Genomic DNA, 14,179 nt, shown 5'->3' on the forward strand with positions numbered 1-14,179 from the left:
ACTTAACCCAAAGCAGACAAAGAAAGCAATGAGTACCCATCGCTTCTGAACGCGTTATCAGGTCATTTCTACAGATATGTCCCGACAATAGACATACAATGTTGAACTGTACTTTCTTTTTCGCCTACTGGCGCCACATAGTGAATTGCAGCTTCGGCGTGTGACCTCCCCGCAAGCTTACACAATACCCATGTTGCTAAATACTGCGAGGATAAACAGCCACCTGCTGTTGCCAGGTTACCTTTTGCATAGAAAGGCTGCTCTAATACTTTGACACCCGCCTCGATAACCCAAGGTTTTGTTGTCAAATCTGTACACGCTGGAATTTGGTCTAGTAAACCCAACATTGACATCAGTAACGTTCCAGAACATTGCCCACCGATTATCTGCTTTTGCGGATTGAGGTTGAACTGCGATAACAATTGACTATCTTGCGCTATATCCCGTGTAAACACACCGCTACCAAACAGCACCGCGTCGGCAGTATGAGTAAATTCTAATGGCTGTTGAGCGCGAATGGTCACACCATTCATTGACGTAACAAACTCAGTGGGACTTGTAATTTGTACGTTCCAACCAAACTCTTTCATTCGATTTAAAATGCCGAATGCAACAAACGAATCCAACTCATTGAAGCCATCAAAAGTAAGCACCGCGATGTTCATATTGATCTTCCTTTTCCTGAATCCACATTTGGCCAGTGAATGCCAAACAGTGGGAATGACTCTTAACTACTTTGCTATGCCTGTACTAACTTTTGAGTGTAATGCTCAAAGGCAACACGCTACCGCCCCCTTGGATGGCGTCATTGCCTCCGGCTAGAACACAAGTTACCGAATGACAGTACAGTGTATCCACAACATCTGACAATCATGACTAGCACCCACAATATGCATGACAACACATAACATTAAAACCCATTATTGGCTTTGTTGACTAAATCGGCGTGAACTTTTCTGACATTCAGTGATGTGATCTTGCGACATTTACTGACAGGCCACCTCCATGGGAAAAAACACTTACCGGACAGATACCTGGAAAGAGTACAACCAAGCACAGATTAACCGCGGTTCACTGACATTCTGGATCGACGAGGAAACGATTTGCGCTTGAGTATGCTCTGAGCATCACGGTAAACGTGGACGCCTATTAGTACTCAGGCACCGCGATCATGACGGTGCTCATGGTGATGCTGCTTTTCAATATGTCACTTCGTGCTGTTCAAGGCTTCATGGAGTCAGTGTTTTCTCTGATGAAAGTACCGCTTACCAGCCCGAATTACAGCAGTATCATCAAACGAGCGAAAACGGTCGATATTCCCATCAAAATGCCTGCTCGAGGTGAAATTCGTCATCTTGCCATTGACGCAACTGGCCTGAAGGTTTTCGGTGAAGGTGAATGGAAGATGAAAAAACATGGCAAGGAACAACGCCGTGTCTGGCGAAAACTCCATCTTGTTGTTGATGCTGATAACCATCAAGTCATCTGCGAGGAACTCTCGTTATCAACCGCCACCGATGGCGAAGTCATGCCAATATTGCTCGACCAAACTTATCGTAAGATCAGACTGATATCAGGTGACGGCGCTTATGATACCAGGCTGTTCTATCAAGCGATTCAACGGAAGAAAGCACAACCCTTTATCCCTCCCAAAGTTGGAACAGCATACTGGGATCACGGTCATCCCAGAAGTGATGCGGTTGCAAACCAGCGTATTCACGGTAGCAATGAACACCCTCCAGTCGCTCAATCTCAGAAACGGTGATGCCGAGATATAAGCGGCTGCTGGCTCAACTTTAAACCAGCGTGATTACAACACTCAGGTCGGGGAAGTGCTTGCTGCAGTCCGTGCGTTGAACAAATTAACAAGGCTGGTATGCCCGTAACCCACAAAGTTAGATAAATCATGACTTATGTTGGCTAGATCTGCCGGCTTTCTGATTTGATCAACAAAGCCGACATCTGGTCAAAACTACATCAAACTGAAATCACGTCTCTTAGTGTTTGCAACTTTCAAGTTTACCAATTTTTCCGAGATATACGGAAAACCACTACGACTAGCGCTTTATTTTTTGGATATCCATACTCCCCTTCACTCATTGTTTTGTGAAGGTAGTCTATCGTAAATTCATTTCCAAATTCTTCTTCAAGACCAACTAACCGGCTTTCTAGTAGATCGCTCTCACTCAGTGCGCCATTGCCCTTTGTTAATGTACTTACGGCAGCAATATATCCAGTCTGGAGCCTGTTTTCTGATATTCCTTCTATCGCTAAGGCTTTTATTCTCTTTGCTTCTTTAATCAACTGAATTGAAAGCAGAGAGCGCTTTACTTCTACAACATGCCTTAAGTTACCTGTTTTTCTGCTGGTAATCACTAAATCAAGCTTTCCTGCGACCCTGAGATCATCTGGTGATGTCGGAAGTGACACTTTAAGTTTATCTAATACGTGTATGACTGGCATCTCCAGACGATAACCAATATTAGGGAAGAATTCAGATAGTGCCTGACCAATGTGGACATTTAAATAGTACTCAGGCATTTTTCGTATATGAACGGCGGAATATTCCATTGCATTACGTGCCGCATGTTCCAAAGCATCGAGCATAACTCGCTGTATAGCTAAAGTTGTAGCTTTACTCATAAATTTTTCCAACGTGATTGAATATCCGCCGACTCAGTAGACACTAAATAACCTTTCTTCATATCGCTTTTCATACTCTACAGACGACAACTGATTATTGGAACCATGTCTACGTTTAACGTTGTAAAACATCTCGATGTACTCGAAGATTTCCATACGAACTTTTTCCCGCGTGGCGTAGACATTTCGTTTTATTCTTTCTCTTTTTAGTAACTGGAACAAGCTCTCTGCTAAAGTATTGTCATGGCAGTTGCCCCGACGACTCATGCTTGATCAAGTCCATACTGTTTTAAGAACCTATCCCAATCATGGCTGGTATACTGGCTTCCTTGATCGGAATGTACGAGCACGTTTTCTTTAGGTAAGCGTCGCTAAATCGCCATCAAAAACGCATCCATAACCAGCTCTTTGGTAATTCTGCTTTTCATTGACCAACCAATAACTCGTCGGGAAAACAGAACAACTACTATGGCAAGATATAGCCAGCCATCGTGCGTTTTTATATATGTAATGTCAGTTACCCAAGATTGATTCGACGAATTTCGGCACTCTCATCATATTTGGCTTGATATTGGTGAACTCTGGGCCGTACGTTTAATCTAGGGATAAATACTATGTTTTGTTGTTCCTAGACGATAAACCACATCAGCCACGCAATGACCTTTTTCAGTAACCAGTTTGACGGCTTCAACTTTGAATTCTTCTAGATATCGCTTGCTGCTCATAAGCACCTCTCTGCTAGTCCATTGTCTAACTAAGGGTGTCTATCAAGTTGATGGCTATTCACCTACCCCAAAAAAGGGGGGCTGCGTTTTATCGAGGTTTAACTCAGCACTAAAGAAACGAACAAATAGTCTTATCTGATATCCGATGAGCTTAGAACAAGATTAGAGCCGGGATGGGAGAAGGCACAGGCGGCGGCGACCACCTATGCCTTTAAAGCGAGATTGTATTAACCGATTAGAGCAGGAATACCCGGAAGCTGGCCAACGACAGCAAGGGAGCCAGCGCAAATGATAAAGGCAATACCAGGAATCAGGTATTTATCTTTGCTCGATAGCTCGTTGGCGCGCTCATGGTCGCCGATAAGTCCGAGGTTATCCAACAGCATAGTGATTGCCCAACCAAAGACTGGGTTAACGAATGCACAGGCAAAAATACAGATACCTGCACTGAGTGAATCTTTATGCTTATGGATCATCTGCATACCCGCTTCAAGAAGTGGTAAGAATACACCAACAATTAGCGCAACGCGTAGAACAGGCTCCCACATTGCTAGATCCATCGGGTAACCAATTACTGCCGCGGCAATACACATTAAGCCCGTTAACAGCGCGCCACCAGGAATAGGACGTTTGGCAATTGCGGCTGGAATCATGTACGTCCCCCAAGAAGAAGCTAGGTTACCGCCACCCAATAGTGAGCCTACACCCTGACGAACAGATGCTCCGACCATCGTGTCGTCGACATCCATTAATACGCCTTTTGCTTCTTTTGGGTAGTTAAGTTCTTGAAAAACACGATGACCGAGGTAGTCAGGAGACCACATAGCGACGGCTAGCAGAGCAAATGGAGTAACGGCAATAAAGTGCTCTAGGGTTGGCCAGCCTAGTTGCCAACCGGTATTTTCACCCCACCAGTAGAATGGACTGAAATTAGGCAAGCCCGGCTTAGTGGTAAAAGCAAACTCGGCGCCCATCACATAAGCGACAATCCCCGCTAGTGCAGAACACAGTGGGATGGCCAACCAACGTTTGTTGATCTTGGCTAAGTAGGCATACACCATAACCGTTAGACCAATGACCACAAACGAAATGTACCCTTGATCCGTACTTGCAGCCCACGCTTCAGTCTTATTAATCTGTCCGATCAACCCCACTGCGCCGAGGTATATCAGCAACCCACCTCGAACCCCAACGCCAGTCAGGGTCATGAGTTTAGAACCACCTTTAGTCAAAGCGAGAATTAAACCAAAAGCACATACCATCAAACCGAGAGCCAGAGGATGTCCCCCTGCTGCAGCAATCAGAGGAATCAGCGGTATCATTGGGCCATGGGTACCGGCTAAGTTTGCGTTCGGGTTTAGGATGGCAGAAAACAGGATAACAAACAGAGCGCCCGCGATAAGCAGTTCGTAACGCACGTTTTCTGCAACGAACTCCGGAGATAAACCGAACTGAACAGCAAAGGCGGAAACCATGGCGGTTACCATCACCACTTTACCAATGGTTGCTGCTAATGCAGGTACCCAGTCTTCGATTTCAATACTGTAATCACGTGATGGCAGATGAATCCCCCAGCGACGAAAGCTCATGACGGTTAAATCATGGTTTAGAAAATCTTCTCGGTTTTCAAATTCATGCGGTTTTTTGCGCACATCCCTGTAAAAAGTCTTACCTGTATCAGACATTGAGTTATCCTTTTCATGTTTCGAAGTTGAACTATGTCAATTGGAGTTTCGCTTGGTATACAGACCCTCGACCAATACGAGACGACATCCTAAGTGCTATCGAGCACCTTTATTGATTTGAGCTTATTAAGCATGTGTTTCTACCGGTAGGAATATTAGACATTAGTCAAAGAGCAACAAAACTCTCACTTATTAAACATAAATTTAACATCGCATTGGTCGTATTGAACTTTGGGGAGTAATTTTACTAATGCAAATACGTATGAATGGAATTAAATAGATTTCATATCTCTAAATGATTTCGGGGCAAAAGTAAGTTAGACATGGCAGATCAAGATGATGTCTGCTCAAATCGTGCCAGACACATTGCTGAATTAACAATTATCACATAACCTCAGGTATGGAAAAATCGCTTAACTCAGTGTCAAGTATGAGGGTGCAGATCAGAGCCTCATCGCCTTTCTTTTCCTATCGTTTTCGATGATACTCTTGCACATTATTGTTTAGTTGGAAAACTTCATGCCTCAAGCAAATTCCGTGGTAGTACTTGACTTTGAAACCACTGGCCTTTCTCCTAATTTGGGTGACCGCGCAATTGAAATCGGTGCGGTTAAATTAGTCAATGGTGAAGTTGTCGATACTTTTCAGCAACTAATGAATCCTGGCTTCAGAGTGAGCTCATTCATTGAAAGTTATACTGGTATCACCAATAACATGTTACGTACAGCACCAAGCTGCGACGAGGTGATGGCATCGTTTAGTGAGTTCATTCTCGATGAGAACCTTATAGCTCATAACGCTTCGTTCGATAAACGATTTCTAGACGCAGAGCTTGAGAGAATCAACCGTGGTTATTCAGGAGAATTCGCTTGCTCCTTACTGGTGGCAAGACGACTGATTCAAGGTGCACCGTCACACAAACTTGGTGAGCTCGTTCGCTACAAAAACATCGACAACGATGGTGTTTTTCACCGAGCATTAGCCGATGCACAAATGACAGCCAAACTCTGGCTTCTAATGGTAGATGAATTAGAGCAATTAGGTATCGCCAAGCCTAGCTTCCAGTTTATGAAAACCGTTAGTAAAACAGCAAAAGGGAACGTGAATCTGCTACTCGCTAAAAGTCGTGCTTAACTCACTCTTACTCAAATACTTTTTGATAAAACTTTGAAAAGTATTTGATTTTAGGGTCTTCGACGTTTAAGTGAATTTCAAAAAATCAGCGACAAGGTTCGCCATCAATGTCGCGTATTTCTAAATCACAACAATCTTGACCCATTAAAAAGCATTATTGGACAATTTTGAGTTAGACCTCTTGCTCTACATATGTAACATCAGAGGAATTAGAGTACCCTTACACCTGAAATCAAGGGAGTTGATGACCTAGCTATCTAGATCATCTAACCTGAATCTTACCGATCTCATTGCTACGGCTATATAAATACTTCGGATGATATATCCAATATATATTTGGGTTATCAGAGTCTCGCGATATCCACAACTCAAGCTCTCCAGAATGAATAACAATACGCAATGTGGTTCTATCTACTGGTCGAGTTTTATTGGTAGAAATGTATATCTGATTTTTTAATGCACTGATCAATCTTTTTTCATCAAACTCAAGAGTTGTGCCTACGATAAAACTGTATTCACTCAACTGCTCTGACAGTTCATTTCTAATCATACGTTTAAGAAACAGTAATGAAAAAAAGCTGACCAACATGACACAAAACAATAGAATTATGACTTGCTTTCTTATCTTCCATTCTTTGAATAAAGCAGTAAAGAAGATTGTAAAAACACATACAGGGATAAGCGCATGTACAACCACATGCCATGTGTCAAATAGCTTGATCATAAATAACCTTATTACATAAGTCACCAGACCTCAATGTGTGTAATTTCCATTGCGCTTTATCCTTGAAAATTTACATCAATGAGAGATATGGTGACTTCTTAAGCTCATTTTCTGAAAAACATTACCAATTATAGGTATCACTTCTTCAGAGAGTAAAGTAAGCCAATAATCTATTGATTAAAAAGGGGCTCTAACTTCCCATCCCAATTAATGGTATTTGCAACCCACTCATTTTTTGACTTGTAGAAAATACAATTACACCGCATAGCGTGATATTAAAACTTAATAGCATAAGTGTGCATCACAAAGCTTGAACCAGCTTTTCGGGTTCCAATAAACTCAGTTCCCAATGCAGAACCAGATCTAAATGTAAATAGTTCAAACTGAGACATTCCTTGGTGAACAAGCTTATTAATTTCTTCTTGATTAATCGGCCAATGCGGTACTAGAGTGTCTGCTAGATATTTCATTTTACCTTTCTCGAACAACTTAGCTGAACTATGACATAGTTCTTTGATACCATCTAAATCTGGCACACTAGCGGTTACTTTTGTGGCAATTCCTAACAATAAAATCGCAATATAGACTCTCAAGATCAATGCTCCCTTTATCTTGAACTCTTAATCGACCTCAGCATGCATTCTTTGAATGCAGCTTGCTAACACCATTAACAATCAATATGCAACTAGGTTGGATTAAATACAAGTTTGATTAAGAAATAGTGAGAGCACTGATTACAATTTTTCAACCCTATCTTTTGATTTACGTATAAATTCCTCTATATCGGAACATTTCTTGATTTTTTAAGTCTCAACTCACTTATACGCTGTTTACTGTCAAACTAACCTGACCTGCTCCCCGCTTTCTAATCCAGCTAAAACTTAGTAATGTTCATCTTATAAAAAGGAAGGTGAATATGAAGAAGCAATTCAACGAACAGCAGATCATTGCCATTCTCAAGGAAGCGGAAGCGGGTCTGCCCTTCAAAGAATTATGCCGCAAGCACAATATTTCCGATGCCACATTCTACCTATGGCGTAAAAAGTACGCGGGCATGGATGTTTCCGATGCCCGTCGCTTGAAAGCATTGGAAGATGAGAATGCCAAGCTCAAGAAGCTCTTGGCGGAATCCATGCTTGATGTTGATGCTTTAAAAGCGGCTCTTAACCAAAAGTATTGACCGTCGGAGACAAGCGCAAGGCTGTGCATGCAATGCAGGAAGTCACCACGATTTCGGAGCGCAAAGCCTGTCTGCTCGTCGGTATAAATCGCGCATCGATGAGATACCAACCTCAATCTAAAGAGAGTGATGTGGAGCTGTCGGCTCGTATACAAGAACTGGCACTAGAGAGAAAAAGGTTCGGATATCGCCGTATTCACCATCTTCTTCGGCGGGAAGGGACAGAGGTTAATCATAAGCGTATTTACCGGTTATACCGAGAGTCTGGACTGACCGTCCGTAAACGGAAGCGAAGGAAATCATTATGTGTCGAGCGAGAGCCACTTTTACTTCCCTCACTGCCCAACCATACCTGGTCGATGGACTTCGTCATGGATGCACTCAGTTCTGGTCGTAGGATAAAGTGCCTCACTATCGTTGACGACTTCACAAAGGAGTGCCTGGATATTACTGTTGCATCAGGAATTTCTGGAGATGAGGTGGTCGCCATACTTGAGTCTATTGCAGCTTTCCGTGGTTATCCTGAGACTGTTCGAACAGATCAGGGGCCAGAGTTTACGGGTAAAGCCCTCGACCAATGGGCTTATAATCATGGTGTCATTCTGAAGCTGATACAGGCTGGTAAGCCAACCCAGAATGCTTATATCGAAAGCTTTAACGGCAAGTTCAGGGACGAGTGTTTTAACGAGCATCTGTTCAGAGACTTGAGCCATGCTCGTAAACTGATCAGTGACTGACGCATTGACTACAATGAAAATCGGCCGCACTCATCAATTGGATACCTAACTCCCTCTGAATTTGCAGTACTGACACGTTCAGGGCTAAACAGTAACGTAACTGACATTACTAAAGAAGTGCTGGATTAATTATTGGGGGCAGGTCAAACCTTCACCGGTAAGAACCGCTTAATCAAGTATCTAACTCATTTTGGGGCAAAACTGATTTAGCCGTTTTTATTACATCACCTCTTGACCACCTAATGTGACTTAACATCTCGTTGAAATAGCTACATGACTTTCATATTGAATATGTTTACAACACAAATATCCTTACTACTGCTACATCAGAATCTTTAAGTAGGCACTGAGGTGTCATTTCTAATACCTTACTGTTCACTTAATTGAAAACAGAAAATCAAAAATCATATGGCCAACCCGTCTCATCCAATGGCATGTTGACCCTACGACTTACCACGGAAACTGTTCTAGAAAGCATCTATTTATTGTTGGATAGCAAACGCACATCAACCGTGCCGTGTACCTGGCATACATGCCGTAACACAACATCTCAGTGTAAATGATTAACAATAAGCCCAAGAAACCCGCTTCTAATGGAAACCCTGATTCAACCAGCTAACGACTTCACATCAGTCTCAATATTTTGAAAGGGCTTTATGTAAGACTAGAAAGCACACAGCTTTTCCCATTTACTCCCATTTTCCCATTTAATCCCAAGGTGGAACAAAAACCACACTGAACTGAGACAGTAAAGATAGCTTAAATACTGACGTGTTTTTGCCCACACCACCTTAAATTACTGTATAAGACAGTTATATCAATGTGATGATCATAAAAAATTCATCACAAATATTCGCCTTTATTTCTCGCTAAACCTGGATTGCCTTGATCTCCTACCTGTTCAAAAATTAACAAAAAAACCATTATTTATCAATATTTTAAAATCATCTCCATAATCCCATTCAGCCGGACAGAATCCAAAATGAGACTGGAACTGACACACAAAAAACACTTGCATCAATATCCGAACACAACTACTGTATAGACATACAGCATGTATAAATAAACACTGTGAGGATGATGGACTATGGCAGCTTACCTTGAACACTTACATTCAATCTCTGCTTCTCAAGCTTATAAGGCAACTTTTACGGCGCAGACTGCTGCCCCATCGTCTCCGAAAGCTGTTAAATGCCCGATTGAAGTCTGCTTTTCAGACCGTACACAAACGCAACTGGCGTATTTTCTTCGTATCCTGAAACAGGCCAGCGAACAGAATCGTTGGATCATGTTTATCGGACAAGAATCCCTGGTGGATAAGAATTTGCTGAAAAGCGCTGGCATTGATCTGCACAAAGTTCTGGTGCTGACCAATAAGAAAGGAAAGAGTGATCAGGCTCTGATGGCACAAGCACTACGTTCAGGTAACTGTAGCGCGGTAATCGCTACGGGTGAGATTGAAGCCTTCACCAGTACCGATATTCGTGACGCTTCCGATTTTGGTGCCAGCTATGCCTTTGTAATTAATCGTGATAGCAAAAGCCAAATCACTTTTCATTGATCAAAGCGGCACATTTACTCCCTGTTTATAAACTTTTCGTGCCATCCTTTTGATAAAGCCATTTGCAAACGCTGATGGCTTTTTTGATCCAGTACAATGAATAGTGTTTTTAACTACTCATTACGTGACTTACATCACCTTAGGCGTGTAAGTTCATAGAATTACCTCATAATAGACCCGAAAATATCCTGCAATAAGAGATTAATACCGGATAGAAAAATGGATAACAAACTGGGTTTAGGCTCGCTAACCGCCTTAGTCATCGGCTCTATGATAGGTGCCGGAGTGTTCAGCTTACCGCAAAACATGGCAGCGGTTGCCAGTCCGGCTGCGGTCATCATTGGCTGGACTATCACCGGCATCGGAATGATCTTTCTTGCTCTGTCTTTTCAATATTTGGCTGAACAAAAGCCACATATTGTCAGTGGAGTATTTGGCTATGCACAAGCGGGTTTCGGTGACTTTATCGGCTTTTGTTCAGCCTGGGGGTACTGGTTAAGTGCAATGCTGGCAAACGTTTCTTATCTGGTCATCGTATTCAGCACCCTGGGAATGCTTTTCGACCAGCCAGATAACATTTTGTTTGGTCAGGGCAACACCTGGTTGTCAGTCATTGGTTCCTCGGTCTTATTGTGGATGGTTCATTTCCTGGTTAAACGCGGGGTACAGACCGCAGCACTGATTAACCTCGTGACCACGTGTGCCAAACTGATTCCTCTGTGCCTGTTTATCATTACTGCCCTCATCGCGTTTCGCTGGGACATTTTTGTTTTTGACTTCTCGGGTCTGCACTTCGGCGAGAGCCACAATCTGATCACTCAGGTTAAATCCACCATGCTCATTACAGTCTGGGTCTTTATCGGGATTGAAGGTGCTGTGGTGGTGTCAAACCGGGCACGCCATCGCCGTGATATTGGTCGCGCCACTATTCTGGGTCTGCTGACCGCCCTGACTATCTATGTGTTTGTCACGTTATTGTCGATGGGAGTTGTTAGCACAGAGACATTAGCTAGTTACCAAAACCCGTCAATGGCGAAGGTACTGACCGAAATCCTAGGCCCATGGGGAACGTATATTATTGGTGGTGGCCTGCTGATTTCGGTTTGCGGTGCATTTCTCAGCTGGACAGTGCTGGCTTCGGAAGCCCCTTATCTGGCAGCAAGAGACAACATGTTCCCGAAACGCTTTGCGGAACAAAATGAGGCCGGTAGCCCAATCAAATCCCTGATGCTGACAAACGTCTGTATTCAGCTCTCACTGCTATTTGTGATGTTTGCCGGCAGTACATACGACACATTGCTGGCCATCGCCTCAGAGATGATCCTAGTTCCCTACTTCCTGGTAGGAGCCTACACTCTCAAGCTGGCGCTGGAACAAAAAAATCGCGGCAAACTCTTGTTTGTCGGTATTGCCGCCAGCTTGTACGGCCTCTGGTTACTGTATGCTTCAGGCCTGAACTACCTGTTATTATCAGCACTGCTTTACCTGCCTGGGCTGTACTTTTATATCCAGGCTAAACGCGAGCAGAATATAAACCCGTTCGTCGGAAAGGAAAAAACCGCAGCCAGCCTGCTTACTGCGGCGGCCTGCCTGGCTGTCGGCATGCTCTGGCAAGGTATGCTTCATTTATAAGTTGCGCTTAGCAACCCGACTCTGCTTGAGCGCAAAAAGAAAAAGCCAGCACTTATATGCTGGCTTGTTTTTTGGTTGATTGGGCCTGTTACAGCATATGCGCTCTGATTACTTCACCCTGCTCATCCAACAGGATGAGTTTGCACATTGATTTTGATTCGATCTCACCTAATTGTTCATCCTCGAACGCATAGGGAAGCTGGATCGTTAACTCATCAATGTGCTCTGCTCGGGCCAGACGCAACAATCGAATAATATTGTTGGTATCACTCACACTGGTAGATAAAACTTTCAGTGCCTGCAACTGCAATTTTTCAGAGTTTGTCATTCCCGACGGCATTGTCGAAGTCCATGATATTTCAAATGCCGGAACGAGTGACTTTAACGCATCAAACAAAGTCATCCTCTGTTTGCAGGATGCAGATAAGAATGTGGTGTAGTTAAACGTCACATTCTCATGACTTGAGAAATCAACTGATGTTTCCATAATCGTCCTTACAAGAAACATTACTGCTGTTGGTAATCACTCAATGCATCGGGCTGATTACAAACTACCCTGTTTCCACTATACGTCGTAGCATTATTTGATCTATGTCGAATTTATAAAAATATGCAGCGGATCTTCTTTTTAAGTCATCATGTAGCAAATAGAAAATACATAAGAAACAATTGATTAACATCAACAAAACCGACGATAAACTTTTGGCCTTTCTTGATATAAAAGTCAATTTTTGCTAGTACGCTTGGATTTTGGCAGGTAAGCAGCGCTGGCAATTCGCTACATCTCGTCAAACTGCCAGCCTGAACATTTAAAACTGATAATCGGAAGGGATCACGACAACACCATTCGGAGAGACTTTGAAACGTTCTGCATCTTGCTTTTTGTTTACGCCAATTTGGGTACCCGGTGGAATCACAACGTGCTTGTCGATGATACAATTTTCAAGGTGTGCACCATCACCGACCGAGACATTCTCGAAGAGGATGCTGTTAATCACTACCGCAGCATTATCCACACGAACCGTTGGAAACAGGATAGAGTTCTGTACCGAGCCACCGGCGACGACAACGCCGCTTGAAATGATGGAATTAATAAAAATCCCTTCATTGCCCTGTGGTGAAGAAACCGTCCGCGCCGGCGGTAATTGCGGCTCATAGGTTCGAATCGGCCATTCTTTCTGATAAAGATCCATGGGCGGCTGCGGCGATAGCAAATCCATGTTCGCTTCATAGTAGGAATCAATCGTCCCCACATCTCGCCAGTACGCATCCTGACTCACCCGCCCTTCTTCACCACCGAACTGATAAGCATACACCCGCTCGCCATCAATCAATTCCGGAATAATGTCATTCCCGAAATCGTGACTGGAATCCGGGTTCGCGGCGTCTTTACGCAGGGAACGCTCAAGTGCATCCATCGAAAAGATATAAATCCCCATCGAGACCAGACAGGCATCTGGCTTATTCGGGATAGGAAGCGGATCGTCAGGTTTTTCTGTAAATGACTGTATTTTATGATTTTCATCAACAGCCATTACCCCGAAAGCACTTGCTTGCTCACGCGGCACTTCCATACAAGCCACAGTCAGTTCGGCTTCACTTTCAACATGGTGTTTGAGCATTGGCGCGTAGTCCATCCGGTAGATGTGATCACCCGACAATACAACGACATACTTGGCTTCGCTCCGGGTCAACAAGTAGAGGTTCTGATAAATGGCATCAGCCGTGCCCTGATACCAACTGGCACCAGTGCGCATCTGAGGGGGGACGGCTGTGATATATTCCCGCAACTCCGGATTGAAAATCGACCACCCATCCCGTAAATGCTTCTGTAAAGAATGGGATTTGTATTGCGTCAGCACCAGAATGCGTCTCAGGCCAGAATGAAGACAGTTGGTGAGCGTGAAATCGATGATGCGGTATTTACCACCAAATGGCACCGCCGGTTTTGCACGATTATCGGTCAAAGGCGATAATCGCGACCCCACACCACCAGCAAGAATGACGGAAATTGTCTCTTGTTTCATTACTTATCCCCTAACGCTTAATCCATATGAGCACATTTCAAAAACATAAACAGCAAGATTCAGACCAAAATGAGGGAATCGTAACCCAATGATTATTAATAAAAATCCTTCACCTTTTCATCAGATGGGTT

10 protein-coding genes and 3 pseudogenes are annotated in these 14,179 nt (G+C 43.5%); 5 read left to right on the top strand and 8 right to left on the bottom strand.

What is annotated here, in order from left to right:
* Positions 1-68 precede the first annotated feature (68 nt).
* Positions 69-665, bottom strand: coding sequence for a DJ-1/PfpI family protein (locus tag FH974_RS08320; protein WP_047886649.1), 597 nt, complete (start codon positions 663-665; stop codon positions 69-71).
* A gap of 340 nt (positions 666-1,005) precedes the next feature.
* Here FH974_RS08320 and FH974_RS08325 point away from each other — a divergent pair.
* Positions 1,006-1,886 (top strand): annotated as a pseudogene (locus FH974_RS08325) (IS5 family transposase).
* Between the two features lie 133 nt (positions 1,887-2,019).
* Here the strand turns inward: FH974_RS08325 and FH974_RS08330 are convergent.
* The 3 genes and pseudogenes from FH974_RS08330 to FH974_RS08340 form a co-directional block, all read right to left on the bottom strand.
* Entirely contained in the window at positions 2,020-2,643 is a 624-nt protein-coding gene (locus FH974_RS08330; RefSeq protein ID WP_047886648.1) for a hypothetical protein, read from the bottom strand.
* A gap of 33 nt (positions 2,644-2,676) precedes the next feature.
* Positions 2,677-3,176, bottom strand: a pseudogene (locus FH974_RS08335) (IS3 family transposase); the annotation flags it as partial.
* Between the two features lie 419 nt (positions 3,177-3,595).
* Complete coding sequence (locus tag FH974_RS08340; protein WP_047886647.1) at positions 3,596-5,053, bottom strand: DUF3360 domain-containing protein; 1,458 nt, start codon at positions 5,051-5,053, stop codon at positions 3,596-3,598.
* A 519-nt stretch (positions 5,054-5,572) separates the two neighbouring features.
* Here FH974_RS08340 and FH974_RS08345 point away from each other — a divergent pair.
* Positions 5,573-6,187: a 3'-5' exonuclease gene (locus FH974_RS08345; protein ID WP_047886646.1), complete on the top strand. Its 615-nt coding sequence runs from the start codon at positions 5,573-5,575 to the stop codon at positions 6,185-6,187.
* A gap of 262 nt (positions 6,188-6,449) precedes the next feature.
* Here the strand turns inward: FH974_RS08345 and FH974_RS08350 are convergent, their stop codons facing one another.
* Positions 6,450-6,911, bottom strand: coding sequence for a hypothetical protein (locus tag FH974_RS08350; protein WP_053061913.1), 462 nt, complete (start codon positions 6,909-6,911; stop codon positions 6,450-6,452).
* A 275-nt stretch (positions 6,912-7,186) separates the two neighbouring features.
* Entirely contained in the window at positions 7,187-7,504 is a 318-nt protein-coding gene (locus FH974_RS08355; RefSeq protein ID WP_047886645.1) for a hypothetical protein, read from the bottom strand.
* 323 nt (positions 7,505-7,827) lie between these two features.
* On the opposite strand from FH974_RS08355, the pseudogene FH974_RS08360 reads away from it, so the two are divergent.
* From FH974_RS08360 to FH974_RS08370, 3 genes and pseudogenes are all read left to right on the top strand, one after another.
* Positions 7,828-8,957 (top strand): annotated as a pseudogene (locus FH974_RS08360) (IS3 family transposase).
* 958 nt (positions 8,958-9,915) lie between these two features.
* Positions 9,916-10,389 carry a cell division inhibitor SulA gene (locus tag FH974_RS08365; RefSeq protein WP_047885470.1) on the top strand — a complete coding sequence of 158 codons (474 nt, stop codon included), beginning with the start codon at positions 9,916-9,918 and terminating at the stop codon, positions 10,387-10,389.
* Positions 10,390-10,608: 219 nt separating this feature from the next.
* A complete protein-coding gene (locus FH974_RS08370; protein WP_047885471.1) occupies positions 10,609-12,021 on the top strand; it encodes a basic amino acid/polyamine antiporter in 1,413 nt (470 codons plus the stop codon).
* 88 nt (positions 12,022-12,109) lie between these two features.
* On the opposite strand, the gene FH974_RS08375 is transcribed toward FH974_RS08370, so the two are convergent.
* Both FH974_RS08375 and glgC read right to left on the bottom strand, forming a co-directional pair.
* Positions 12,110-12,508, bottom strand: a complete 399-nt coding sequence (locus FH974_RS08375) for a hypothetical protein (protein ID WP_047885472.1) — start codon at positions 12,506-12,508, stop codon at positions 12,110-12,112.
* Positions 12,509-12,830: 322 nt separating this feature from the next.
* Complete coding sequence (gene glgC, locus FH974_RS08380) at positions 12,831-14,048, bottom strand: glucose-1-phosphate adenylyltransferase (RefSeq protein ID WP_047885473.1); 1,218 nt, start codon at positions 14,046-14,048, stop codon at positions 12,831-12,833.
* Between the last annotated feature and the right edge of the window lie 131 nt (positions 14,049-14,179).

The organism is Photobacterium ganghwense (assembly GCF_017329545.1).
Classification (GTDB): Bacteria; Pseudomonadota; Gammaproteobacteria; order Enterobacterales; family Vibrionaceae; genus Photobacterium; species Photobacterium ganghwense.

What these genes read in the sequence shown, in the direction of transcription:
- FH974_RS08320 (WP_047886649.1), bottom strand. Translation starts at nt 665, where the DNA reads ATGAACATCGCGGTGCTTACTTTTGATGGCTTCAATGAGTTGGATTCG.
- FH974_RS08330 (WP_047886648.1), bottom strand. Translation starts at nt 2,643, where the DNA reads ATGAGTAAAGCTACAACTTTAGCTATACAGCGAGTTATGCTCGATGCT.
- FH974_RS08340 (WP_047886647.1), bottom strand. Translation starts at nt 5,053, where the DNA reads ATGTCTGATACAGGTAAGACTTTTTACAGGGATGTGCGCAAAAAACCG.
- FH974_RS08345 (WP_047886646.1), top strand. Translation starts at nt 5,573, where the DNA reads ATGCCTCAAGCAAATTCCGTGGTAGTACTTGACTTTGAAACCACTGGC.
- FH974_RS08350 (WP_053061913.1), bottom strand. Translation starts at nt 6,911, where the DNA reads ATGATCAAGCTATTTGACACATGGCATGTGGTTGTACATGCGCTTATC.
- FH974_RS08365 (WP_047885470.1), top strand. Translation starts at nt 9,916, where the DNA reads ATGGCAGCTTACCTTGAACACTTACATTCAATCTCTGCTTCTCAAGCT.
- FH974_RS08370 (WP_047885471.1), top strand. Translation starts at nt 10,609, where the DNA reads ATGGATAACAAACTGGGTTTAGGCTCGCTAACCGCCTTAGTCATCGGC.
- FH974_RS08375 (WP_047885472.1), bottom strand. Translation starts at nt 12,508, where the DNA reads ATGGAAACATCAGTTGATTTCTCAAGTCATGAGAATGTGACGTTTAAC.
- glgC (WP_047885473.1), bottom strand. Translation starts at nt 14,048, where the DNA reads ATGAAACAAGAGACAATTTCCGTCATTCTTGCTGGTGGTGTGGGGTCG.